Annotated in this window: 23 protein-coding genes; 13 read left to right on the forward strand and 10 right to left on the reverse strand. The window is 72.0% G+C overall.

The window, feature by feature from the left end:
* Positions 1–87 precede the first annotated feature (87 nt).
* Together ACLQ3B_RS02765 and ACLQ3B_RS02770 are read left to right on the forward strand one after the other, a co-directional pair.
* On the forward strand, positions 88–2,643 hold the full coding sequence (locus ACLQ3B_RS02765; RefSeq protein WP_425777027.1) for an FtsK/SpoIIIE domain-containing protein: 2,556 nt from the start codon (positions 88–90) through the stop codon (positions 2,641–2,643).
* Complete coding sequence (locus ACLQ3B_RS02770; protein WP_425777029.1) at positions 2,640–3,560, forward strand: hypothetical protein; 921 nt, start codon at positions 2,640–2,642, stop codon at positions 3,558–3,560. Before ACLQ3B_RS02765 ends, ACLQ3B_RS02770 begins: the two co-directional genes overlap by 4 nt.
* Positions 3,561–3,696: 136 nt before the next feature.
* Here ACLQ3B_RS02770 and ACLQ3B_RS02775 read toward each other — a convergent pair whose 3' ends face one another.
* Genes ACLQ3B_RS02775 through ACLQ3B_RS02785 form a run of 3 tightly spaced genes read right to left on the reverse strand, consistent with a single transcriptional unit; the run spans position 3,697 to position 5,059 of the window.
* Complete coding sequence (locus ACLQ3B_RS02775; RefSeq protein ID WP_425777031.1) at positions 3,697–4,170, reverse strand: hypothetical protein; 474 nt, start codon at positions 4,168–4,170, stop codon at positions 3,697–3,699.
* Positions 4,164–4,907: a hypothetical protein gene (locus tag ACLQ3B_RS02780; RefSeq protein ID WP_425777032.1), complete on the reverse strand. Its 744-nt coding sequence runs from the start codon at positions 4,905–4,907 to the stop codon at positions 4,164–4,166. The genes ACLQ3B_RS02775 and ACLQ3B_RS02780 overlap by 7 nt, the downstream gene beginning before the upstream one ends.
* Positions 4,904–5,059 (reverse strand): hypothetical protein, encoded by a 156-nt coding sequence (locus ACLQ3B_RS02785; RefSeq protein ID WP_425777034.1) that lies wholly within the window; start codon positions 5,057–5,059, stop codon positions 4,904–4,906. The genes ACLQ3B_RS02780 and ACLQ3B_RS02785 overlap by 4 nt, the downstream gene beginning before the upstream one ends.
* Positions 5,060–5,379: 320 nt before the next feature.
* Between ACLQ3B_RS02785 and ACLQ3B_RS02790 the strand changes: the two genes are divergently transcribed.
* The 4 genes from ACLQ3B_RS02790 (at position 5,380) to ACLQ3B_RS02805 (ending at position 7,617) form a co-directional block, all read left to right on the forward strand.
* Complete coding sequence (locus ACLQ3B_RS02790; RefSeq protein ID WP_425777036.1) at positions 5,380–5,625, forward strand: winged helix-turn-helix domain-containing protein; 246 nt, start codon at positions 5,380–5,382, stop codon at positions 5,623–5,625.
* A 208-nt stretch (positions 5,626–5,833) separates the two neighbouring features.
* The gene (locus ACLQ3B_RS02795; protein WP_425777038.1) at positions 5,834–6,172 is read left to right on the forward strand and encodes a DUF6244 family protein; all 339 of its coding nucleotides are present in this window, start codon (positions 5,834–5,836) and stop codon (positions 6,170–6,172) included.
* A 342-nt stretch (positions 6,173–6,514) separates the two neighbouring features.
* Positions 6,515–6,958 carry a hypothetical protein gene (locus ACLQ3B_RS02800; RefSeq protein WP_425777040.1) on the forward strand — a complete coding sequence of 148 codons (444 nt, stop codon included), beginning with the start codon at positions 6,515–6,517 and terminating at the stop codon, positions 6,956–6,958.
* Complete coding sequence (locus ACLQ3B_RS02805) at positions 6,955–7,617, forward strand: hypothetical protein (RefSeq protein WP_425777042.1); 663 nt, start codon at positions 6,955–6,957, stop codon at positions 7,615–7,617. Before ACLQ3B_RS02800 ends, ACLQ3B_RS02805 begins: the two co-directional genes overlap by 4 nt.
* Positions 7,618–7,742: 125 nt before the next feature.
* Here ACLQ3B_RS02805 and ACLQ3B_RS02810 read toward each other — a convergent pair whose 3' ends face one another.
* The 4 genes from ACLQ3B_RS02810 to ACLQ3B_RS02825 all read right to left on the reverse strand — a co-directional run bounded on the left by ACLQ3B_RS02810 (position 7,743) and on the right by ACLQ3B_RS02825 (position 11,453).
* The gene (locus tag ACLQ3B_RS02810; protein WP_425777044.1) at positions 7,743–8,150 is read right to left on the reverse strand and encodes a hypothetical protein; all 408 of its coding nucleotides are present in this window, start codon (positions 8,148–8,150) and stop codon (positions 7,743–7,745) included.
* Positions 8,151–8,219: 69 nt separating this feature from the next.
* Positions 8,220–8,675, reverse strand: a complete 456-nt coding sequence (locus tag ACLQ3B_RS02815; RefSeq protein ID WP_425777045.1) for a nitroreductase family deazaflavin-dependent oxidoreductase — start codon at positions 8,673–8,675, stop codon at positions 8,220–8,222.
* Positions 8,676–8,894: 219 nt separating this feature from the next.
* Positions 8,895–9,881: an SEC-C metal-binding domain-containing protein gene (locus ACLQ3B_RS02820; RefSeq protein ID WP_425777047.1), complete on the reverse strand. Its 987-nt coding sequence runs from the start codon at positions 9,879–9,881 to the stop codon at positions 8,895–8,897.
* Between the two features lie 105 nt (positions 9,882–9,986).
* On the reverse strand, positions 9,987–11,453 hold the full coding sequence (locus ACLQ3B_RS02825) for an MFS transporter (RefSeq protein WP_425777049.1): 1,467 nt from the start codon (positions 11,451–11,453) through the stop codon (positions 9,987–9,989).
* Positions 11,454–11,674: 221 nt separating this feature from the next.
* Here ACLQ3B_RS02825 and ACLQ3B_RS02830 point away from each other — a divergent pair, with 221 nt between their 5' ends.
* Complete coding sequence (locus ACLQ3B_RS02830) at positions 11,675–12,256, forward strand: TetR/AcrR family transcriptional regulator (protein WP_425777051.1); 582 nt, start codon at positions 11,675–11,677, stop codon at positions 12,254–12,256.
* Positions 12,257–12,297: 41 nt separating this feature from the next.
* On the opposite strand, the gene ACLQ3B_RS02835 is transcribed toward ACLQ3B_RS02830, so the two are convergent.
* The gene (locus ACLQ3B_RS02835) at positions 12,298–13,656 is read right to left on the reverse strand and encodes a pentapeptide repeat-containing protein (protein ID WP_425777053.1); all 1,359 of its coding nucleotides are present in this window, start codon (positions 13,654–13,656) and stop codon (positions 12,298–12,300) included.
* A 203-nt stretch (positions 13,657–13,859) separates the two neighbouring features.
* Between ACLQ3B_RS02835 and ACLQ3B_RS02840 the strand changes: the two genes are divergently transcribed.
* Complete coding sequence (locus ACLQ3B_RS02840) at positions 13,860–14,642, forward strand: lipase family alpha/beta hydrolase (RefSeq protein WP_425777055.1); 783 nt, start codon at positions 13,860–13,862, stop codon at positions 14,640–14,642.
* Between the two features lie 79 nt (positions 14,643–14,721).
* Here ACLQ3B_RS02840 and ACLQ3B_RS02845 read toward each other — a convergent pair whose 3' ends face one another.
* Entirely contained in the window at positions 14,722–15,594 is an 873-nt protein-coding gene (locus tag ACLQ3B_RS02845; protein ID WP_425777057.1) for an aldo/keto reductase, read from the reverse strand.
* A 241-nt stretch (positions 15,595–15,835) separates the two neighbouring features.
* On the opposite strand from ACLQ3B_RS02845, the gene ACLQ3B_RS02850 reads away from it, so the two are divergent.
* From ACLQ3B_RS02850 to ACLQ3B_RS02860, 3 genes are all read left to right on the forward strand, one after another.
* Entirely contained in the window at positions 15,836–16,198 is a 363-nt protein-coding gene (locus tag ACLQ3B_RS02850; RefSeq protein WP_425777059.1) for a YciI family protein, read from the forward strand.
* A gap of 380 nt (positions 16,199–16,578) precedes the next feature.
* Positions 16,579–18,027 carry a pyruvate kinase gene (pyk, locus tag ACLQ3B_RS02855; RefSeq protein WP_357190401.1) on the forward strand — a complete coding sequence of 483 codons (1,449 nt, stop codon included), beginning with the start codon at positions 16,579–16,581 and terminating at the stop codon, positions 18,025–18,027.
* Complete coding sequence (locus tag ACLQ3B_RS02860; RefSeq protein WP_425777062.1) at positions 18,024–18,908, forward strand: acyl-CoA thioesterase; 885 nt, start codon at positions 18,024–18,026, stop codon at positions 18,906–18,908. Before pyk ends, ACLQ3B_RS02860 begins: the two co-directional genes overlap by 4 nt.
* A gap of 69 nt (positions 18,909–18,977) precedes the next feature.
* Here ACLQ3B_RS02860 and ACLQ3B_RS02865 read toward each other — a convergent pair whose 3' ends face one another.
* Positions 18,978–19,646 (reverse strand): YceI family protein, encoded by a 669-nt coding sequence (locus ACLQ3B_RS02865; RefSeq protein WP_425777064.1) that lies wholly within the window; start codon positions 19,644–19,646, stop codon positions 18,978–18,980.
* Positions 19,647–19,936: 290 nt separating this feature from the next.
* Here ACLQ3B_RS02865 and ACLQ3B_RS02870 point away from each other — a divergent pair, with 290 nt between their 5' ends.
* Together ACLQ3B_RS02870 and ACLQ3B_RS02875 are read left to right on the forward strand one after the other, a co-directional pair.
* On the forward strand, positions 19,937–20,401 hold the full coding sequence (locus tag ACLQ3B_RS02870) for an RrF2 family transcriptional regulator (protein WP_091407884.1): 465 nt from the start codon (positions 19,937–19,939) through the stop codon (positions 20,399–20,401).
* A 280-nt stretch (positions 20,402–20,681) separates the two neighbouring features.
* Positions 20,682–21,671 (forward strand): sulfite exporter TauE/SafE family protein, encoded by a 990-nt coding sequence (locus ACLQ3B_RS02875; protein WP_425777065.1) that lies wholly within the window; start codon positions 20,682–20,684, stop codon positions 21,669–21,671.
* Positions 21,672–21,798: the final 127 nt, after the last annotated feature.

A 21,798-nucleotide genomic window follows, 5' to 3' on the forward strand; every position in this document is an offset into this window, starting at 1 on the left:
TGACACGTCCTCGCAGGACTGTCCGCGTGCCACGGGTGTCCGTTAGGGTTCCTGGGACCAGGCGGCCGTCGGCGTTGGGGGCAGAGGGTGGGCAGGCTCGCGTCGGCGTTCGGGCAGGCGATCAACTCCCACCGGGCGGCCCGGGCGCATCTGGACAATGCCCGCGGCGTCCTGGGTGCGGCGCCGACCGCGGCCGCGTCGGTTGGCGCCCTCGACCTCGTGGCCCGCCTCGCCCGCCTCGGCGGCGCCCTGGCCACCCCCGCCCCGGGCGTCACGCCGTTGACCGACGCGCCGGCCGCGGTGCGGATCGGTGAGGCGTCCACGTCGGACGGCGGCTTTCCGGTGCTGGTCCCGCTCGGCGGCGGCCACCACCTGGCCCTGGACGCCGACGCCCGGGACCCGCAGGTCGCCGGGCTGCTGCGGGCGCTGGTGCTGCGGCTGGTCGCCACCGCGCCGCCCGGTCAGGTCCGCGTCGCCGGCATCGACACCGCGGCACTCGGCGCCACCTTCGGCCCGCTGCGCCCGCTGCTCGACGCCGGGGTGCTCGACCCGCCGGCCACCGACGAGGCCGAGGTGGCCGCGCTGCTGGACGCCGCCGAGCGGCACGCCCGCGCCGCGCAGCACGGCCAGCCCGCCGCCCGACGCCTGCTGGTGGTGGTCGCCACCGCCGCGCCGCCGCCCCGCGAGCTGGCCCGGCTCGCCGCGCTCACCCACGCCGGCCCGGCCGCCGCCGTGTGCGTCCTGCTCGCCGGCCACCCGTCCCGGCTGCCCGGCGACACCCCGCCACCGCTGGGCGGCACCACCGCGGTGCGGCTCAACCAGGGGTACGCGCACGTCGGTGACCCGCCCGGCACCCCGTTCAGCACCGACGGCAGCGGGCTCGCCGCGCCCGTCCTGCTCGACGGCGACCCGCCGCCCGCCTCGGTACGCGCGCTCGCCGAGCACCTCGGCACCGCCACCCGCCGCGCCGACGCGTTGCCCTTCACCGACCTGCTGCCCCAACGGCGCTGGGCCGAGTCCGCCGGCAACGGTCTGCGGACGGTGGTCGGCCGGGCCGGCAGCGGTGCCTCGACGGTGGCCGTCGACACCGCGCTGACGCTCGCCTTCGACGACGCCACCCCGCACTGGCTGGTCGGCGGGCGCACCGGCGCCGGCAAGACCGTCTTCCTCCTCGACGTCCTCTACGGGTTGGCCGCCCGCTACTCGCCTGCCGAGTTGCAGCTCTACCTGCTCGACTTCAAGGAGGGCGTCAGCTTCACCGAGTTCGTGCCCACCGGTCGGGACCCGTCCTGGCTGCCGCACGCCCGTGCCGTCGGCATCGAGTCCGACCGCGAGTACGGTCTCGCGGTGCTGCGCGAACTGCGCCGGGAGGCGCAGCGACGGGCCACCGCGCTCAAACGGCACGGCGTCACCAAGCTCGCCGACCTGCCCCGGGACAATCCGCTGCCGCGCATCGTGACCGTCATCGACGAGTTCCACGTGCTGCTCGCCGGCAACGACGCGCTAGCCCGCGAATCGGTCGACCTGCTGGAGGAGTTGGCCCGCAAGGGCCGCTCGTACGGCATCCACCTGGTGCTCGCCAGCCAGAGCATGACAGGCATCGAAGCCCTCTACGGGCGGGCCGAGGCGATCTTCGGGCAGTTCGCGTTGCGGGTGGCGCTGCCCGGCGGTGGTGGGGTGCTCGACCAACTCAACGACGCCGCCGCGGCCCTGCCGATCGGCTCAGCCGTGGTCAACACCGCCGCCGGTGCGGTCGGCGCCAACACCGTGCTGCGCTTCCCCGACGCGCACGCCGCCGCGTCGGACCTCGCCGCGTTACGCCACGAGCTGTGGCAGGCCCGCCCGCCGGGCTCGCGGGCGCCAGCGGTCTTCAAGGGGTACGAAGCGGCGCGGATCGAGGACGACAGCACCTTCGGCGGGCTGCGCCCCGGTGGTCGACGCCCGATGGCCCTGGTCGGCCGAACCGTCGACGTGCACGGCACCACCGCACTGTTCCTGATGGACACCACCCCCGGCCGGCACCTCGCCGTGGTGGGCACCGCACCGACCGGCGCGGACGTGCTGCGCGCCGCGACGCTCAGCCTGGCCCGCCAGCACACCCCCGGCGACGCGCGGTTCCACCTGGCCTGCCTGGTCACCGTCGCCGACCCGGTCGCCGACGACACCGAAACGCTGCTGCGGGCCGCCGGCCACCCGGTGCACCGTCTCGACGCGGCCGGGCTGCGCGACCGGATCACCGCGCTGGCCGCCGAGCCCACCGGCCGCGAATACCTGGTGGTGTTCGGCATGGACGCCGCCGCGCCCGTCCTCGGGGCCACCGATCCCGGCACATTCCGCTCCGGCCTGGACGACCTGCGCACCGTCCTGCGCCAAGGGCCCGCGCAGGGAGTGCACCTGCTCGGCTGGTGGCGGGGGCTGCGCCGACTCGCCGACGACCTCGGCGGCACCCAGAACCGCGACGACGCCGCCTGCCTGGTCGCGCTCAACGTGCCCGGCGCCGAGCTGGCCCTGCACCTCGACGCGCACGACCTGGCCTACACGCCCCGCCCCGACCGGGCGCTGCTGATCGACCGGCACGACCAGCGCACCAGGCTGATCGTCCCGTTCGTCGGCGACGGGCACGAGCCGGACGGGGAGCGGTGACAGTGTCCTTCGAGGAGTACGCCGCGCTGGCCCGACAACTCTCCGACCAGCACCGCGCCGGGGAACAACACGCCGCCGCCGAATCCGCGCGCCGCCGTGACCTGCACGCCGCCGTCGACTACCTGCAGCAGCGGCTGACCGCCCAGGGGCAGCGCCTCGACCAGCTCGGCCAAGCCATCGGCATCGACCAGCCACCCGCCGTGCCTGCCCCGGGCCCGGGCGCGGGACAGGGGACGGGGAGGCCGGGCGAGACCGCCGCCTGGCCCGGCCCACCGCCCGGCGCCGGGTCGCCCACCGCTCCCAGCTCCGGCCCGCCCTTCGCTGCTGGCGCTCCCACGGCGCCCGGAACCGGGGACGGGGGGTCCGCCGGCGCAGCCGGCGCGCCGGGGCGGGCGGGGGTCGGGGCGTACCCCCAACTGCCGGCGGGGGAGACGCGGCTGGCGCTGCCGACGGCGGTGAGCCCGGCGGGCGGCGGGGTGCCCGCGCAGCGCGTGGCGGCGGCCGACCCGGTGGTGGAGTTGGAGCTGGCCCGGCGGATGGCCGACGAGGCCGACCGGCACGGGCAGCAGGCGGAGCTGCTGGCCCAGCGGCCGGCGCTGCTGCCGACGTGGTCGCCGCTGGCGCGGGCGGTCGCCGTCTACGCCGCCTGCGGAGCTGCGGCCGGGGTGCTCGTGCTGATCCTGGTGGTGGCCTCCGGTGTCGGTCTGGTGGACGGGTTCACCCTCGGCGCGTGGATCTGCGCGGGGTTGCCGGCGGTGGCGTTCTTCGGCGGGTACCTGGTGCTGGGCCGGTGGGGGCGGCCCGCGATGGTCGCCGGCACCCCGCCGCGGTACCTGCCGCTCGGGTTCCTGATCTGCTTCCTGCTGGTGCCGATGGCCTACTGCGCCTACCTGCTGTTGGTGCGTGGCCTGCGCTGACACTTCGAGGTGGCTGGCTGGGCTTCGAAGGCACGTTCCGGGCATGATCCACTCGGTTTCACGGAGGTCGGGGTGGCCGTGTCAGCGGGATGCCCCGACTTCCGCAATCTCGTGTCGATCTTCCGCGCTGTCGCGCTCACCGCCGGTCGGATTCGGCCGGCGCGCCTGCCAGTTGTCGCTCCGCGTCCTGCGCAGAGTCGTCGGCAGCGTGTGCGGCGGCCACGAGGATTCCGTCGAGTTCGCGATCGGTGAGACCTTCGTCTTCGAGCAGGCCGAGCAGTAACACCGTCCGCGCGACAATCGACGCCGTGTCGTGGGGCACGGGTGGACGTTCACCGAGCGCCGCCCACACCAACGCCTCGGCCAGCACCGGGTCGACGTCGCGCCCGGTCGCGTCGTAGCGTTCCCGAGCGGACGCCACGAACCGGATCACCGGCGCCCGATCCTGCCCCGCGACGAACCGCCGCCGTACCGCCACCAACAGCGCACCGGCGAGCAGATCCGCGTACCGCCGCCAGTCCGACTCGGCAAACCGGCCCAGCCGCCGTTCGTGGCCGCGCAGCCGCCCGGTCAGCAGGCCGCGCAGCGCCGCCTCCGGGTCGGTCACCATCGTCGCTCCCTGATCATCGTGAGTGCCCTCCGGTGTGGGCGTGGCCTGGTCAGTCGGTGCCGCCTGGTCACCAGAGCACTCGCCGCCCGGCAGCCGCAGGCGATCACCGCGGCGCTGCCGTCGTCGTCGGCCCTGCCGTCGTCGTAGTCGTCGTAGTCGGCGTGGTCGGCGTGGTCGGCGTGGTTGGCCTGGTTGGCGTCGGTGGCACGGTTGTCGTGGGTGGCCTGGTTGGCGTGGTGGGCGTCGTTGTCGTTGCTGGTGGGTCGGGGCGGCGAGGGCCGGGCCGCCAGTTCTCCCGTCAGTGCCGCCACCGAACTGTCGATCCGGCGACCCCCGACCGCCAGCCGGGCCGCGACCAGGTCCAATCGGGTGATCGCCGTCGCGAGCCGCCGGGCCGCGACCACGTCCGCCACGTCCCGGGTACGCCGCAGCCGGTCCTCGGTCGCCCCCAACCGCCAGCGGACACGAGCGGCCAGCGCGGCGGCCCGGTCCGCGTCGACCCGCGCGGCGCGCAGACCGGTGAGCAGGTCCCCGACCGAGCCTCCCGGTGACTCCCGGTCGGCGGCCAAGCCGGCGTAGACCAGGCTCAGCGCCCGCCAGCACTCCGTGACCGCGTCCTGCCAGGGCAGCCGCCGGCCGGGCGGCCCAGCCCCGTGCAACTGCGCCCCGGCCCGGTCGGCAGCGGAGATGGTCGCCAGCCAGGCGGCACGTAGATCATTGAGAGTGTCGGTGCTCATTCGCCCGCCTCGGCGCTGGATTTGACCAGGAGAGCAAAGCGCACCTCGGCACAGGGGTAGTCGACGCCGCACTCGCAGAGCCAGCGCCGCACCACCCGAGGCGGATGGGCGAAGAGGACATCGTCGGCGTCCTCAACGTCCTGATCGGACATAAGGCGGTGGTGTTGCGCGGGTGGGGCTGGGGCTGGTGGGTCGATGGGGGATTCGTCCGGTCGATCGGGCATCGAGGGCTCCCGTCGGGTCGTCTCCTAGCTGCTCACGGCTCGTGCGGCGTCGGGGCGGCGTACGGGCACGCCCCGGCACGCCCGGTCGAACGGGGGGACCGACCGACCGGGCGCTTCCTGCGCGGTGGGAACGAACCAGCTCCGGGTTGCAGACCTGGGAGCCGGCCAAGGATGAGCGTATATAACAGGTCATGTAAGCGCAAGCATCGACCACACATTGCTTGCTATACAAAGTTCCTCGTGATCGAATGGCAGGGCAGACCTGGGAGACACCAATGCCCGCCAAAGCGAAGTGGGCGCTGATCGCCGACGGCATCCGCGCTCAGATCAGTTCCGGCGAACTTGCGCCGGGCGACAAGCTGCCCTCGACCTCCGAACTGTGCCGTCAGCATGACGTCTCAGCCATCGTTGTTCGTCAGGCCATCAACGCGCTCAAGATCGAGGGCTTGGTGGAAGGCGTCGGTGGCGTCGGGGTGTTTGTCGCCGAACGCTGAGCGGCCCGATCCCACAGAACGACCTAGATCTTGGACAGTTTCCGTTACCTCCTAACCTCCTAACCTCCTAACGGAAACTGTCCAAGATCTAGGTCGACATCCGGATCCGGTCGGGGCCCAGTGGCACAAACTTCGTTGGAGCCGCTTGCTTGCGGCGGTCTCTGCCCAGGGCGTGACGCGGGAGCGAGCGGCCGGTCGCGCTGGGTGCGTGGATCTCGTACGCTCCCATGTGGTCTCTGCCGGTGCGGTGGCGGAGGCGATGGTCGATCACGGGGAGGTGCGCGTGAGCGCAGCACAGATCATCGCGAGGTTGGCGGCGGCGTCGCAGAAGCTGGACGAGGCGAAGGCCAAGACCGCAGCGGCAGCACAGGACGCGGCCGAGGCGCGAGCACTCGTCGCCGGTGCTCTGGAAGGCGTAGCCGCAGGTCCGCTGATCGGGATGATCGATTCGTACCGCCAGGCGCTCGCGCAGGCGTCCCAGGGTGGCGACCCGGCGAAGCAGCACGTGCAGGAGACGATCGCCAAGGTCCGAGCGCTGGGAAACTGACCACGGGTGGTGGCAGCGCAATCCACCAACCACCCGCAGTGGTGAGTCCGATTATTCGTCCTCATGTGCCTCGGCAGCTTCAGAGCCCGCCGAACCGAGGAGAGGGTGCTCGTGCTCGCCGAGACGCTGATGCGCGAGACACTGAACAACCCGTCAGACGGCGGGAACGGGTGAGCGCGGAAGCAGTTGGTTTCTGGGCATCGGCCGGTGGGGCCGCTTGGGCAACAGTCGCCGAGTTCATGCCAGTGCTGCCGAAGGCGGTCGCCGGGACGCTCCTGGCTACGGCGGCCACAGTCAGCGCCGGCAAGTCATGGTTGAAGAGGCGCCGAGAGAGGAATCAGAGTGAAGATCGATAGCTCCACCGAAGCCGCGATGCGAGCCATGATCCATGCCGCCGTACAGCGCGATTTCGCGAAGCTCGATGAGCGCTTGCGTACCCTCAACGACGACGACACGGCGGCCGCAACCGTCGAACTTGCCCTTGCCCTTGTCGGTTTCCTGATGGTCGACGTCCACAAGGGTCGGCCGAGCGACGATCAGATTTCGGCATTGGCTGAGGAAGTCGCCGAAGCAGAATCCTGGGCGCAACCGACCCACCGCGAGGTGGCGGACTTCTTGATGAGGCTGATGAGGGGCGAGCCGTTCACGGTGGCTGTCCCTGGTGAGAACGTCATCATCCTGGCATTCGTCGTCGCCGCGAACCTGCTGTCCTCGTGTCGCCGGGACGATGAGAAGTGGTGGGACTATCTCGATCGGGTAGAGGCAATGATGGAGTCGGCGGGGTGACCGGCGGGCCTGATCCGGTTATCCGGGACGGCGGTGAGTTGGACGGCTTTCACATCGGCTATCTGCCGCCGGACGTCGGTGACCTGGTTTCGGACTTCGCCTCCGAGTGGGAGGACGTCACTGTCGCCACCCGGGTCTGGGAGCGCCAAGTCGAGGATGGCCACCGAGTCGACCTGCGGGTACACGTGCTCCGGGGCGACCGCCTGGGCACCCTCACCGAGCTACGCGACTTCCTGGCCGAGTATCACGAGCGCGACAACGCTGACTGGGCGCTCACCGACTTTCAGCATGGCGAGGATCCAGGCCTCATCGGTGCCGCCGAGGCGTTCTGGCTGGCCGAGCGTGCAACGTGCTATTCGATCCGAAGCGGTTCCCCGCGGACACCTTGTGGGCGACTGCGCAGCGAATTACAGCAGCCGTGGCAGATACCGTCAGCCCGCCGGACATGGGCGATCCGTTCGTCCGCTGAGGTGTGCAACTGCTCGACAGCGACGAGCGCGGAGCACGAAGGGCCCGCTGACACGGACCCAAGGCGGGCGCGGAAGCCCGATAGGGGCATATCCCGCGCGCTACCCACCCTGGGCTTAGCCCATCACCTCGCTGCTGAAGATCGCGGGCGGGCTGCGCTCGTTCTGGCGCCTCGTTACCGGCCGGGTTGACCTGCCGCCGCCGTGATGGCTGTCCTGGAGCACGATGCCGTGGTGCTGACCAGCGAGGTCAAGGCGTACGGCGATGGCGGCGACCTTCCGGTCATCCGCTTTCCTGGCTAGGGCCCTCGATCGGTTCAGCGCGTGATGCGAACCGTGTTGTTGAAGTCCAAGAAGTCGCAATTCTCCTGCTCGCACAGTTCGAAGTGTCCGCTGGCGAGCGCCACGCCCTTGTTGAACGCGAAGCCGCCCGCATCCGCGAACACCCGCCCCGTCACGACCTGGGTCTCACCCGAACAGCGGAGCGGCGCCCACCCCGTTCCGTGCGCAACCCGGTCGCCCGACCGCTGCCGAAGGGTGAGGTTCGAGGTGCCGGACATGCCGGCCTGACAGACCACGGTGAGGGTCAGGTCGACGGCGACGCCGCGCGCGACAAGGGTCCCGGCGGTGACTTCGACGCTGCTTGCCGCGCTGGCCGGTGTCGGTGCCAGCACGATGGAGAGTGACAGCCCGAGTAGGGCGATGGCGGTGATGATGCGGCGCACGACGGTTCTCCTTGCCGGAGTGGGGTGCTTACCTTCCGTCACCATAGCCCTCCCCGGCACTGAGGGATATCAATCGACGGCGGGTTCGCGTTCGATGACGACGACCGGGATCTCGCGGTCGGTCTCCTTCGCGTAGCGGGCGTACGTCGGGAAGACCTTCGTCATCACCGGCCACAGTCGGGCGCGCTCCTCGCCGGTCGCGGTCCGGGCCCGGCCGATGATTCGTTCGGCGTCGACCTGGATCTCCACCGCCGGGTCGGCGGTCAGGTTCAGGTACCAGGCGGGGTGTTTGGCCGCGCCGCCGTTGGAGGCCACCAGCAGATGGTTGTCGCCGTCGCGTCCGTACATCAGGGCCGTGCGGCGCAGCTTGCCCGATCGGCGTCCGCGGGTGGTGAGCAGCAGCGAGGGTACGCCGTGGAAGGTGCCCCCGTCGGCGCCGTCGGTCCGCACGTAGCGCCGGATGTGGCTGGCGACCCAGCCAACCGGGCTGTCCTCGACCGTCTCGTGTTGCTCGTGTGTGGTCACGCCATCGCCTCCATCGTTGAGCCCGGACGGTCGAACGGGGTGTCGATCATACGCGGGGCTTATGCGGTGGCCGGCGCTCAAGAGGGTGCCGGCGGTTGTGGTCGACCGTGATGTCTGTTCGTCATCTTGATGACTCACAGACATCAGGCTCTCCAGGGACATTGCCTCCCGGGGCCGCAGGCTTCCGGGGGCCGCAGGGGCCGAGCCGGCGGGGGAGGGTCAGCCGCGCGAGCGCGGCAGGCAGCACTTCTTGTACTTGGCGCCGGATCCGCACCAGCAGGTGTCGTTGCGGCCGGGTGGCCAGGCGGTCACGCCTGCCTCGTCGAGGCTGTCGGCGTACTCGTCGAGGGTTTCCTCGCTGGTGGGGTCGCTGCCGGTGCGTTCGGCGAACGCCGCCAGGTCGGTGACCGTGCCGACGACCACGCCCAGGTCGGCGCCCCCCATCCCGGAGGCGTCGACGAGGGCGCGTTCGAGTTGGGCGCGGTGCTCGTCCCAGGTGGCGGGGTAGCTGTCGACGAGGGCGGGCCAGCGCAGCAGCAGCGCGGTGAACTCCGCCTGCGGCCAGAACAGCAGGGTCGCCGGGCCGTCGTCGAGGGCGTCGAGCGCGTGGTCGCTCGCTGCGCGCAGCCGGTCGGCGAGGTTGTCGTACTCGTCGTGGGGTAGGCCCTGTTCTTCGCGCAGGTCGTGTCGGTGCTGGGCCAGGCCGTAGATCATGGCGGCGGCCTCGTCCTGGGCGTCCTCGGATTCGTGCTGCTGGCTGCGGGTCCGTTCCAGGATCGCGTCGAGTGCCCCGGTGAGCCATTCCAGCGCCATCTCGGGGTGGCCGGACTCGGCCAGTTCGTCGATCAGGAACATGGAGTTGGGGTTGGTCTCCAGCAGCGGACGCAGGGCGGTCAGTTCGGCCATGCCCTCGTCGGTACGTCCGAGGCGGAGCAGCAGGCCACCGCGCACCCCTCGCGGGTACGCGTTGTCGTCCGGCTGCTCGGCGATGGCGCGGGTGGCCAGGGCGAGCGCGTCGGCCAGGTCGCCGGCCTGCTCCAGGATGTCCACGGCGACCAGCAGGGCGTACCCGATGTCGTCGGGGTCCGCGACGCGCCCCTCGTCGACGGCGCCCACCAACTCGGCGACGAGCGCGGCCGGGTCGGGGCTCTCGGCGCCCAGGGCGCCGATCTCTTCGATGCGGTCGGCGGTCAGCAACTCGGACATGGGCGCATCCTGAAAGACGACGGACGGTGGGTGGGGGAGCGGCCAGCGTACTCCCGGATATGCCGAAGCCCGGGCGGCGAACCGCCCGGGCTTCGACACGTTCCCTCAGCGGGTCGCTGGCATGGTGGCGAACTCGCCGGCTAGCTCCGACTCGACGATCGTCGTGGCGGACGGCCGGCGACCGGCCGACGCCCGCCGGGCGGACGGGACGGCGAGGGCCGCGAGCGCGGCGGCCAGGGCGATCGCGGTGAGGACGAGAAACCCCATCGTGAAGCCGGCCTCCCGGGGCAGGCCGGTGGCCTGTGGGTGCGCGGTGATCACGCCGCTGACCACTGCCGCGCCGATCGCGCCGCCGATGGTGCGGATGTTGGCGTTCATGCCTGTCGCCACACCGGTCTGGCTGGCTGGCACGCTGGCGACGATCAGGTTGGCCATCGACGCGAAGGCCAGGCCGATGCCGAGGCCGACCAGGCCGCCGGCGATGGCGACCTCCCAGCGGGTGTCGTGCGCGGTGGCGAGCATCGCGGCGGCGGCCACGTTGAGGGTGGCACCGGTGGTGAGCTGCGCCTTGGCGCTGAAGACGGCCTGGAGCCGCCCGGCGACGATGCCGGCGACGAACATCGCGACGAGCATCGGCAGCATGAGCAGACCGGCCTGGCTGATGCTCGCGCCGAAGCCGTAGCCGGCGACGGTGGGGGTCTGCACGAACTGGGGAAGGAACGCGTACACGGAGAACATCGATGCGCCGTAGAGCAGGGCGACCAGGTTGGTGGTCCAGACGCCGGGCAGGCGCATCATCCGCATGTCGATGAGCGGGTTCTTCGAGCGCACCTCGGTGATCAGCCAGCCGACAAGCAGCACCACGGCGAGCGCCAGCAGCCCGAGCACCCGGGCGGAGGTCCAGCCCCACGCCGCGCCCTGGCTGATCGGCAGCAGCAACGCGACAAGCCAGCCGGAGAGCAGCAGGGTGGCGCGCCAGTCGATGCGACCGGGGGTACGGACCGGCGACTCGGGCACGAACAGGTGCGCGGCCACGGCGGTCAGCCCGACCACGACCATGGGGATCCAGAACAGCCAGCGGTAGTCCAGCGTGCTGACGATCGGGCCGGCCAGCACGATGCCCAGGCCGCCGCCGACGGCGACGATCGCCGAGATGGCGGCCACGGCGGTGGAGACCCGCGCGGCCGGGAACTCGTCGCGGATGATGCCGAACGACAGCGGGAAGACCGCTCCGCCGATGCCCTGCACGACCCGGGCGAGGATGAGGACGCCGATGTTCGGCGCGATGGCGGCCAGCAGGCAGCCGAGAGCGAGGGCGGCGAGCGAGACGACGAGCATCCGCTCCTTGCCGACCATGTCGCCGACGCGTCCGAGGATCGGCGTGAAGATCGACGCGCTGAGCAGGTAGGCGGTCAGGACCCAGGTCACGGTGTTCTGGGAGGTGTGCAGGTCCTGCTGGATGGTCGGCAGCACCGGGGTGATCAGCGACTGGAGCATCGCGAAGAACCCGGCGCCGGCCGCGAGCACGGTGAAGGTGAGCCGACGCGAGCTGCGTCGGGAGGTCACTGCCACGAGAGAAAACTCCCTGATTACGTACGGGAATGAGGCTTGTCGCCCGTCGTGGGCGATGGGGTGGTCTGTCGGGGTCCGGGCGATCGGGGTGGCCAGGCGGCGATCGGGCGGGTCCCGAGGTAAGGTAACCGGAGGCAGGCCTCCGGGATTCCGGAGGGGTGCCTCCACTAAGCTAGCGGAGGGTTGCCTCCGGATGCAACCAGGGTGAGGTGACGCACGTCATGACCAGCGCGGGGCAGGCGCCCGAGGTCTTCGCCCAGCGGCCCAAGCGGGCCGACGCGCGGCGTAACTACGACGCCCTGATCGCGGCGGCCCGCGAGGCGTTCGCCGAGCACGGCGCCGCCGCCTCCCTGGAGGACGTGGCCCGCCGGGCCGGGGTGGGCATCGGCACGCTCTACCGCAACTTCCCGACCCGCCGGCACCTGTTCGAGGCCGTGTACGTCGAGGAGGTCCGGGAGCTGTGCCACTCCGCCGAGGGCCTGGCCGAGCTGCCACCCTGGGACGCGCTCGTCGCCTGGCTGCACCGCTTCGTCGCGTACGTCGCCACCAAGCGGGCGCTGGCCGAGCAGTTGCTGCGCGACTCCGAGATCTTCACCAGCTGCCGGACGGAGATCTTCTCCGCCGGTGAGCCGCTGATGCGTCGCGCCCAGGCCGCCGGGGTGGTCCGTGACGACATCGGCTTCGACGACGTGGTGCGGCTGATCAGCGGCCTCACCATGGCCCAGTTCCCGTCACCCGAACAGCGCGACCGGGTGCTCGGCGTCGCCCTGGACGGCCTACGCCCACCGGCCGCGTCGCGCTGACGCCGAAGCCGGCTGGCGTGCCCTGACGCCCGTCCGGCCGGTCAGCCGTCGACCAGCAGCAACCACTCGTCGTCCAGGCGTTCCACAGTCGTGCCCGCCGGCCAGCGATGACCAGGATCGGGCACCGCCCGAGCCTGTTCGACCTGCGGCGGCCGGCTGAACTGCGTGTCGCGGAAGCTGGTCATGCTGTGGAACCGGGCTCGGCCGAAGTTCGCCGCGTCGAGGAAACGGGCCCTGTCGAACAGCGCCTCCGCGCCGAACACGGTCCAGCGGAACAGCGCCATGTTCGTGAAGCGGACGGCGTGGAAGCCGGCCGACCGGCCGAACTCGGTGTGCTCCATCGACAGGGCGCCGTCGAAGACGGCCTCCCGAAACGTGGCGGCGTCCTCGAAGCGGGTCGCGTCGAAGCTGGTCGGCTGACCGAAGGTCACCCGACGAAATGAGGTCAGGCCGGCGAAGCTGGCACGCCGGCAGGACAGGCCGCCGACGAATGTGGCGTCGTCGAAACTGGCTTCACCGCGGACGCGAATGCCGTCCAGGACGACCTCGCCGTCGGCCGCGAGCCCCTCGAAGACCACGTCGTCGACGGTCGCCGCCGTGAGCAGCAGCCGCCCCCGCGCCGTCGCGCCCGCGAAGCTGGTCGTACCTGTGAACACCGCCTCGGAGAAGTTCGCGTCGACGAGCGTGCAGCCGGCGGCGTCGAAGTCGACGAGCGTGGCGCCGGCCAGGTCGAGCCGCAGCTCCGGCCAGTGGGCCGCGTCGTCCGCGCGCAGGTGCCGGGTGAGCACGCGCTGCGCGCTGCGCCGGACCTCCGTCTCGCGCGGCTCGCCGTCGGGCGCCGGCATCCGCAGGTACGCGCAGAGCACCGCCGCGATCGTCGGGCGCTGCCCCGGATTGTCCTGACCGAGGCGCTCCAGCGCGTGCAGGCCGCCGAGGCGTACCGCCGCGCTGTCGTTGCCGAGCAACTCGACCGCGCGGGTGTAGAGCTCGGTCAGCCGGCGCTCCGCCGCGTCGTGCTCGGCGGCTCCGGACTGCCGGTCCTGGTGGCGCTGCGCGGCCTCGGCCACCGTCTCGGCGTGCGCCTGCACCCGGTCGCGGTGCGCCTGGTCCCGTGCGGCGACGCTCTCCTGGTGTCGCTGAGCGCGTTCGGCGATCCACTGGCGGCGGGCGGCGAGCAGCAGCGCGAGTCCTCCGCCGGTGCCGGCGACCACTGTCAGTCCGGTGCGGATGGCGTCGATGCGCAGCGTGGCGCGGGTGTCGGGTTGGCTGGCGCGGTCGGCCTCGCTGAGCAGCAGGTCCAGCACCAGCCAGCCCAGGGCGACGGCGGCCAGCAGGCCGACCAGGACCAGCCACCACGGCATCACCCGCAGCCCGCGCTCGGTGGGTTCGTCGACAGCCACGACCACAGCATGCCAGCCACAGTTGGTGTCCGAGATGGAGCGCGGCGCTATGACCGTTTACGCCCCCGCCGGAACAACGGGTTACCCGCGCGTAACAAGCCATTGACGTTTCTGAATTGTCGCGGGCATCATCGTCGCACGGTCGACCGGACACCCCCACCCACCTGCCCGGTTCGCCGGGTGCCTCCCCCGGAGGTGCAGCGATGCTGCTCCGAAAGACCGCCCTCGTCCTGGCCCTCGCCACCGCCGCGCTGCTCACGTCCAACGCCACCGCGAGCGCCGCCCCCGCCCCGGCCAGCGCCGCACCCACGCCATTCGCCGCCGCGGCGGCCAACCCCGTCATCGTGGTCGGCGGGCTCAGCGGCGTCGCCGTCGCGTACGAGCCGATCGCCGCCCGCCTGCGCGCCGACGGCTACCGCACCTTCATCTACCAGCTCCCCGGACTGGGCCTCGGTGACATCCCCACCTCGGCCCGCGCGTTCGCCACCTACGTCGAGCAGGTACGCGCCGGCACCGGCGCGGCGACCGTCGACGTCGTCGCCCACTCCGAAGGGGGACTGGTCAGCCGGTACTACCTCAAGCGGCTCGGCGGCACCGCCACCGTCGGCCGGTACGTCAGCCTGGGCACACCGCAGTACGGCACGTACGTCGCCAACATCGTGGCGTTCCTGGGCCTGGGCAGCTGCGCGGGCGTGGTGGCCTGCCAACAGATGACCATCGGCTCGGCCTTCCTCGCCGACCTCAACGCCGGCGACGACACCCCGGGCGCGGTGCGCTACACCACCATCCGCACCCTGCAGGACGAGTTGGTCCGGCCGACCGGGAACGCCGCCGTCAACGACGGCGCGACGAACGTGCTGATCCAGGCGTACTGCCCGTTGCGGGTGGTGGGGCACCTCGGTCTGGTGCTCGACGGCACGGCGTACACCATCGTGCGCGGCGCCCTGGTCGACGGCCCGGTGCGACCCAACTGCCTCGCGCTCTGACCCGGTCTGCGTGCGGCGGTCCCGCAGGGGGGCCGCCGCACCGGCCCGCGACGGGCCCGACGGCGTCCGGACCGGCGAGTCAGCTCGCCTTCGCCAGCGCCTCGAACTCGTCGTCGGTGAGCCGCACGTCGGCCGCGCCCACGTTCTCCTCCAGGTGCGTGACCGAGGACGTGCCGGGGATCGGCAACATCACCGGCGAGCGGCGCAGCAGCCAGGCCAGCGCGAGCTGCGCCGGCGACGCGCCGTGCGCGTTGGAGATGGCGTCCAGTGGGCCGCCCGGCCGGGCCAGCTCACCTGTCGCGATCGGGAACCACGGGATGAACGCGAGGTCGTTGCGCTCGCAAAACTCCAGCACGTCCTCGGCACTGCGGTTGGCGAGGTTGTACAGGTTCTGCACGGACGCGATCGTGGTGATCGCCTGGGACTCCTCGATCTGCGCCACGCTCACCTCGGACAGCCCGATGTGCTGGATCTTGCCCTCCTCCCGCAGCAGGGCCAGCTCACCGAGCTGATCGGCGAGCGGCACCTTCGGGTCGATCCGGTGCAGCTGGTACAGCGGGATGCTGTCCAGGCCGAGGTGGCGCAGGCTCAGCTCGCACTGCTGGCGCAGGTACTCCGGGCGGCCCACCGGACGCCAGTCGCCCGGGCCGGAGCGGCTCAGCCCGGCCTTGGTCGCGATGACCAGGTCATCGGCGTACGGGTGCAGGGCCTCCCGGATCAGCACCTCCGAGACGAACGGCCCGTAAGAGTCGGCGGTGTCGATGAACGTCACGCCCAGCTCGATCGCACGGCGCAGCACGCGAACCGCCTCGGCCGGGTCCTTCGGGTCACCCCAGACACCCGGGCCGGTGAGCTGCATGGCCCCGTAGCCGAGCCGGTTGACTGTGACGTCGCCGCCGATCCGGTACGTGCCGGACGCCTTCGCGGGCTGCTCACTGATGTTTGTCGCCATTGCCTGATCCCCAATCGTCTCGTCGTGGCGGGCGTGGACAGCGCGGGCGTGAAGAGCCCACCCGCCACCGATGGATCATCCCCCGGATCGCCACCGCCATGCCGCCGGTCGGCCGAGTGTGGGCGCGGACACGCCATGGGTACGCCAGCCGAGTTGCCGGGAAGCGCCCGGTACGAGCGGGATGTCCGTGCGACGCTGGCCGGAGCCGGTGCGTTCCGGCGCGACGGCGGAGGGAGCACCCATGGGAGTGCCGCAGGTCAACTTCGCGCTCGACACGTACGAGTGCATCGTGATCTATCCCGGCGCGGCCGGGCGGGCCCTGCCCCCCGAGACCGTGCAGCGGTTGCAGGCCGAGCACGCCGAGCACATGCAGGCGTTGCAGCGCCGCGGCATCGTCCTGGTCGCCGGCTCGGTGGACGGGCCGGCGCGCGAGCCGGATCCGCCGATCGGCTTCGGGCTGGCCCGCACCGGCAGCGTCGACGACGTCCGCAGCGTGCTGGAAGCCAACCCGGCGGTACAGGCCGGGCTCTACCGGGTGGAGGTGCTGACCTTCCTCTGCCCGGCCGGGTCCCTGGAGTTCCCGCTGGTCAAGGCCGGCAGCTGAGCCGCCGATCCATCGGTGGCTGTCGTGATGACGACGGCGCTCGCCCGCCCGCCGGTGCTACGGTCGCGCCCAGCGAGGGCCGCCGCCGGGGCGTACCCGCCGTCGTGGGTCGGCGCCGCCGCGACTCCCGCGACCTGCTCCACGCGGTGCCCACCCTGCCGCCTCGGGGCACCCGAGGTGAGCCGCCGCCGGGAGCACCCCGACAGCGCACGCCGGCGGAGGCGTACGATTCCCGGCGCGCGGTCGCTGATGCCCGTCGCCACAACGTTCCCGGTGCGGTTCCGCCCGCCGGCCCGATGCGCGCCGCGCGTCGTTGGACAACTGTTCCGCTGCCTGCAAGGGGTCGGCCCCGAGTCCGACCTGAAGGAGAGACTAGCCTGATGGGCGTGACACGCCGCGTAAAGATCGTCTGCACTCTGGGTCCCGCCACCTCGTCCCCGGAGCGCATCCGGGGTCTTGTCGAGGCCGGCATGAACGTGGCGAGGCTCAACTTCAGCCACGGCAGCCACGCCGACCACGAGGCGGTCTATCGACTGGTCCGGGAGGCGTCGGAGGCGGCGGGTAAGCCGGTGGCCGTCCTCGCCGACCTGCAGGGCCCCAAGATCCGGCTCGGTAAGTTCGCCGACGGCCCACACGAGTGGCGCACCGGCGACTCGGTCGTGATCACCGGCGACGACATCATCGGCACCAAGGAGCGGGTCTCCTGCACCTACACCAAGCTGCCGCACGAGGTGAAGCCCGGCGACCGGCTGCTGATCGACGACGGTCGGGTCGCCGTCGAGGTCACCGACGTCACCGGCAACGACATCCGCTGCCTCGTCACCGAGGGCGGCCCGGTCTCCAACAACAAGGGCGTGTCGCTGCCCAACGTGGCGGTCAGCGTGCCCGCCATGTCGGACAAGGACGCCGAGGACCTGCGCTTCTCCCTGGGCCTCGGCGTCGACCTGGTGGCGCTGTCCTTCGTCCGCTCGGCCGAGGACATCAAGCTCGTGCACAACATCATGGCCGAGGAGGGCGTGTTCCGCCCGGTGCTCGCCAAGGTCGAGAAGCCGGAGGCGGTGGAGCACCTGGAGGCCATCGTGCTGGCCTTCGACGGCGTCATGGTCGCCCGTGGTGACCTCGGTGTCGAGATGCCGCTGGACGAGGTCCCGCTGGTGCAGAAGCGCGCCGTGCAGCTGTGCCGGGAGAACGCCAAGCCCGTCATCGTGGCCACCCAGATGCTCGACTCCATGATCGAGAATTCCCGCCCCACCCGGGCGGAGGCGTCCGACGTCGCCAACGCGGTGCTCGACGGCGCGGACGCGGTGATGCTCTCCGGCGAGACCAGCGTCGGCAAGTACCCGGTGCTCACCGTCAGCACCATGGCCAAGATCGTGACGACCACCGAGGCCGGTTCGATCGGGGTGCCGCGGTTGCAGCACGACCCCCGTACCCACGGTGGCGCCCTCACCGTCGCCGCCTCGTCGATCGCCCGGGCCATCAACGCCAAGGCGCTCGTCGCCTTCTCGCAGACCGGCGACACCGTGCGACGGCTGTCCCGCCTGCACTGCGACCTGCCGCTGCTGGCCTTCACGCCGGTCCCCGAGGTGCGCGACCAGCTCGCCCTCACCTGGGGCGTGGAGACCTTCCTGATGCCGTTCGTGCAGCACACCGACGACATGTTCCGCCAGGTCGACCAGGCGCTGCTCGGCCTCGACCGGGCCAACCCCGGTGACTACGTGGTGATCGTGGCGGGTAGCCCGCCCGGCACCCCCGGCTCGACCAACACGCTGCGCGTACACCAGCTCGGCTCGCTTGTCGACGCCGCGTCGGCGCGGGCGCTGCAGTGAGTGACGGTCGGGTCGCGGTCGGCCAGGCGGCGGTAGACCAGCTGCTGGAAGTGCTGGACCTCGACCCGACCGGAGAGATGACCTTCCGGGGGATGAGCCCCCCGGTCGGCCCACAACGGGTGTACGGCGGCCAGGTCGCCGGTCAGGCCCTGGTCGCCGCCGGCCGCACCGTCGACCCGGAGCGGTTCGTGCACTCGCTGCACGGCTACTTCGTCCGCCCCGGCGACCCGGTCGAGCCGATCGCGTACCAGGTGGAGAACATCCGCGACGGCAGGTCCTTCTCGGTCCGCCGCGCGGTCGCCCTCCAGCACGACAAGCCGATCTTCTTCATGTCGGCGTCGTTCCAGCGGGCCGAGGAGGGCCTGGACCACCAGGCCCCGACCCCGCTGGACGTACCCCCGCCGCAGGACGTGCCGACGATGTCCGACCGGCTGTCCCGCTACCCGGAGCGGTTGGGCATGTGGGGCCAGATCCCGCGACCCATCGACGTGCGCTACGTGGGCGAGCCCGGCTGGGTCCGCCCCGGCGACCGGCCCGCCGACCCGCACCAGCGCGTCTGGATGCGCATCGACGGCAAACTGCCCGACGACCCCCTGCTGCACGCCTGCGCGCTCACCTACGCCTCGGACCTCACCCTGCTGGACTCGGTGCTCTCCGTCCACGGCGAGGTGTGGGGGCCGGGCGGGTTGGTCGGCGCGAGCCTGGACCACGCGCTCTGGTTCCACAGGCCGTTCCGGGCTGACGAGTGGTTCCTCTACGACTGCCTGAGCCCGTCGGCGTCCGGCGCGCGAGGGCTGGCCACCGGCCGGATGTTCACCACGGACGGCCGGCAGATCGCCAGCGCCGTCCAGGAGGGTCTGCTGCGCCGCGTCGGCGCCTGACGCCGTCGCTGATCCCCGCCAGGTGGCTGTCGCTGATCCCCGCCAGGCACCTGGCGGGGATGAGGCCGGTCAGGCCTGGTAGATGGCTTCTCCGGCGATCTCGATCTGCACCGTCTTGCCGACCAGCACCCCGCCGCTCTCCAGGAGGACATTCCAGAGCAGGCCGTAGTCTTCGCGGTTCATCTCGGCCGTCGCGCTGAAGCCGAAGATGTTCTGCCCGTACGGATCACGACGAGCGCCACCGAAGTTCACCTCCAGGTCGACGGCCCGGGTGATGCCCTTCACGGTCAACTCACCGGTGAGGACGAATCGTCCGGGAATGCCGTCGGACTGCGGCGGAACAATGTGACTCCGGCCTCTTCCGCCCAGCCGATGGTTGCGCAGACGCGCCCACTGGAAGATGGGGTCCTCGTTGCCCTGCCATTTGATGCCGGTGCTTCGATATTCGAGGGTGGGAAAGCGCTCCACGTCGAGGAAGTCGGCACTCTTCAGATGCGTGTCCCGGTCGACGCTGCCGGTGGTGATGCTGGCCGCCATGATGGTGGCCGTCACCGAGGAGAGCAGCGGGTCCTCCGCCACGAAGATCTGCGCCGTGGCCTCGGCGAACTCGCCGCGTACCGGGCTCACCATCATGTGCCGGGACAGGAAACCGATCCGCTTGTGCGCCTGATCGAGAAGATAGGTGCCGGCGACCGGGATGGTCATGCCATCCCAGGTGCGTGTGGCGACATCGGTCATCGTGTTGCCTTCCCCCCGAGCGCGGCCCGGTGTTTATCAATATGTTGCTGGCGGCCGTGCAAACGGCCAGACATTCGTACTCCCGCCCAGCATAGGGACGCTCCGGATCGGCATTCCGGCCGCCACCGTGCGGTGGATCATGACGTACCTCACCGGCCCCGGCCGGCGGCCGTTCACCGGTCCCTGCCGGTGGCCCGGACGGTGCCGGCGGCACCACTTCCCGTCGATGCGTGGCCGATCGGCCGAGGGTCGCCCGCCCGCCCGGTTGACCAGCGACTAACCTTGCCGACATGCGCCTCTCCGCTCGGGTCGACTATGCCCTCCGCGCGGCCGCCGAGCTTGCCGCGACGGCCAGCGGCCCCGGGCGCGGCCGGCCGGTCACGGCCGACCAGATCGCCCGCGCCCAGGAGATCCCGCCGAAGTTCCTGGAGAGCATCCTTCTCCAGCTGCGCCGAGGTGGCATCGTGCACGCCCAGCGCGGCCCGGAGGGCGGCTACTGGCTGGCCCGCCCCGCCGAGGAGATCTCCCTCGCCGAGGTCATCCGGGTGATCGACGGGCCCCTCGCCCACGTCCGCGGGCAACGCCCCGAGCAGCTCGGCTACCACGGCCCGGCGCACGCCCTCCAGGAGGTCTGGATCGCGCTGCGGGCAAGCGAGCGGGAGATCCTGGAACTGGTCAGCGTCGCCGACGTGGCCGCCGGCACCCTGCCCGCACGCGTCACCGAGCTGGCCGCCGACCCGCGCGCCTGGATCTGAGCGCCGGCCCGCTTTCCGGGCTCCGCGTCGCCCGGCGGCTGAGCCCGCGCGCCTGGGTCCCGCGTGCCGGCCCGCTTTGCCGGTTCCGCGTCGCCCGGCGGCTGAGCCCGCGCGCCTGAGTCCGCGTGCCGGCCCGCCTTCCGGGTTCCGCGCCATCTGCCGCTGACCCGGCGCACCGCCCCCCGGCGTCCCATCCACCGATCGGGGGCTTGACCCTGGCTGTCCCATCCCGCATTGTCGACCAAGTCGATAGGAGATACCGAAAAGTCAGGGGGCGCTCGTGCGCAAGCTGTTGGTCCTCGCTCTGGTCGGGCTCGTCGCGCAACTGATCGATGGTTCGCTCGGCATGGCGTACGGCTTGACCTCGTCCACCCTGCTCCTGGTCGCCGGGGTCGCCCCGGCCGCCGCCTCGGCCTCGGTGCACCTGGCCGAGATCGGCACCACGCTCGCCGCCGGGGTCGCGCACTGGCGGTTCGGCAACGTCGACTGGCGGGTGGTGACCCGCATCGCCCTACCCGGCGCTGTCGGTGCCTTCGCCGGCGCCACCCTGCTCAGTTCGATCTCCACCGAGGCCGCCGCACCGTGGATGGCCGGCATTCTCTTCACCCTCGGCGCGTACCTCCTGATCCGCTTCGCCCGACCCCTGCGCACCGACCGGGTCGGCGGGCGGCTACGCGGCCGTTTCCTCGGGCCCCTGGGCCTGGTCGCCGGCTTCGTCGACGCGACCGGCGGCGGCGGGTGGGGCCCGGTGGCCACCCCGGCGCTACTGGTGTCCGGCCGCATGGAGCCCCGCAAGGTGATCGGCTCCGTGGACACCGCCGAGTTCGTCGTGGCCGGCGCGGCCAGCGTCGGCTTCCTGATCGGGTTGGGCGCGGAGGGATTCCTGCTCCCCACCGTCGCCGCGCTGCTCATCGGCGGGCTCATCGCCGCCCCGCTGGCCGCGTGGCTGGTACGAATCGTGCCCGCCCAACTGCTCGGCGCGGCAGTCGGCGGCGTGATCGTGCTGACCAACGCCCGCACCCTGATCCGCTCTGCCGAACTGGACGGTCCGACCCGCCCCGCCCTGTACGCCCTCCTGGCCGCCGGCTGGCTGGCCGCCCTGGTGTTGGCCGTGCGCGCCCTGCGCCGTACCCGCCGCGCCCGCGCCGAAGCCGCGAGCGCCTCTCCCGCAGCAACCGCAGCCGCTGCCGACGGGCCCGAGGCCGATGTTGCTTCCGCCGGCGAGGTCCCGGCTGACCTGGCTGCAACGGCTACGCCCGCCCCGCGCTGAACCCGGCGCTCCCGCCCCGCGCTCCGGCCCCGCGCTGAACCCCGCGCTCCGGCCCCGCGTTCCGGCCCCGCGTTCCGGCCCCGCGTTCCGGCCCCGCGTTCCGGCCCCGCGTTCCGGCCCCGCGTAC

It is taken from the genome of Micromonospora sp. DT53, assembly GCF_049841535.1.
Classification (GTDB): domain Bacteria; phylum Actinomycetota; class Actinomycetes; order Mycobacteriales; family Micromonosporaceae; genus Micromonospora.

What these genes read in the sequence shown, in the direction of transcription:
- ACLQ3B_RS02840 (WP_425777055.1), top strand. Translation starts at nt 13,860, where the DNA reads ATGCTGCTCCGAAAGACCGCCCTCGTCCTGGCCCTCGCCACCGCCGCG.
- ACLQ3B_RS02775 (WP_425777031.1), bottom strand. Translation starts at nt 4,170, where the DNA reads ATGGTGACCGACCCGGAGGCGGCGCTGCGCGGCCTGCTGACCGGGCGG.
- ACLQ3B_RS02780 (WP_425777032.1), bottom strand. Translation starts at nt 4,907, where the DNA reads ATGAGCACCGACACTCTCAATGATCTACGTGCCGCCTGGCTGGCGACC.
- ACLQ3B_RS02820 (WP_425777047.1), bottom strand. Translation starts at nt 9,881, where the DNA reads ATGTCCGAGTTGCTGACCGCCGACCGCATCGAAGAGATCGGCGCCCTG.
- ACLQ3B_RS02830 (WP_425777051.1), top strand. Translation starts at nt 11,675, where the DNA reads ATGACCAGCGCGGGGCAGGCGCCCGAGGTCTTCGCCCAGCGGCCCAAG.
- ACLQ3B_RS02870 (WP_091407884.1), top strand. Translation starts at nt 19,937, where the DNA reads ATGCGCCTCTCCGCTCGGGTCGACTATGCCCTCCGCGCGGCCGCCGAG.
- ACLQ3B_RS02845 (WP_425777057.1), bottom strand. Translation starts at nt 15,594, where the DNA reads ATGGCGACAAACATCAGTGAGCAGCCCGCGAAGGCGTCCGGCACGTAC.
- ACLQ3B_RS02790 (WP_425777036.1), top strand. Translation starts at nt 5,380, where the DNA reads ATGGCAGGGCAGACCTGGGAGACACCAATGCCCGCCAAAGCGAAGTGG.
- ACLQ3B_RS02865 (WP_425777064.1), bottom strand. Translation starts at nt 19,646, where the DNA reads ATGACCGATGTCGCCACACGCACCTGGGATGGCATGACCATCCCGGTC.
- ACLQ3B_RS02850 (WP_425777059.1), top strand. Translation starts at nt 15,836, where the DNA reads ATGGGAGTGCCGCAGGTCAACTTCGCGCTCGACACGTACGAGTGCATC.
- pyk (WP_357190401.1), top strand. Translation starts at nt 16,579, where the DNA reads ATGGGCGTGACACGCCGCGTAAAGATCGTCTGCACTCTGGGTCCCGCC.
- ACLQ3B_RS02785 (WP_425777034.1), bottom strand. Translation starts at nt 5,059, where the DNA reads ATGTCCGATCAGGACGTTGAGGACGCCGACGATGTCCTCTTCGCCCAT.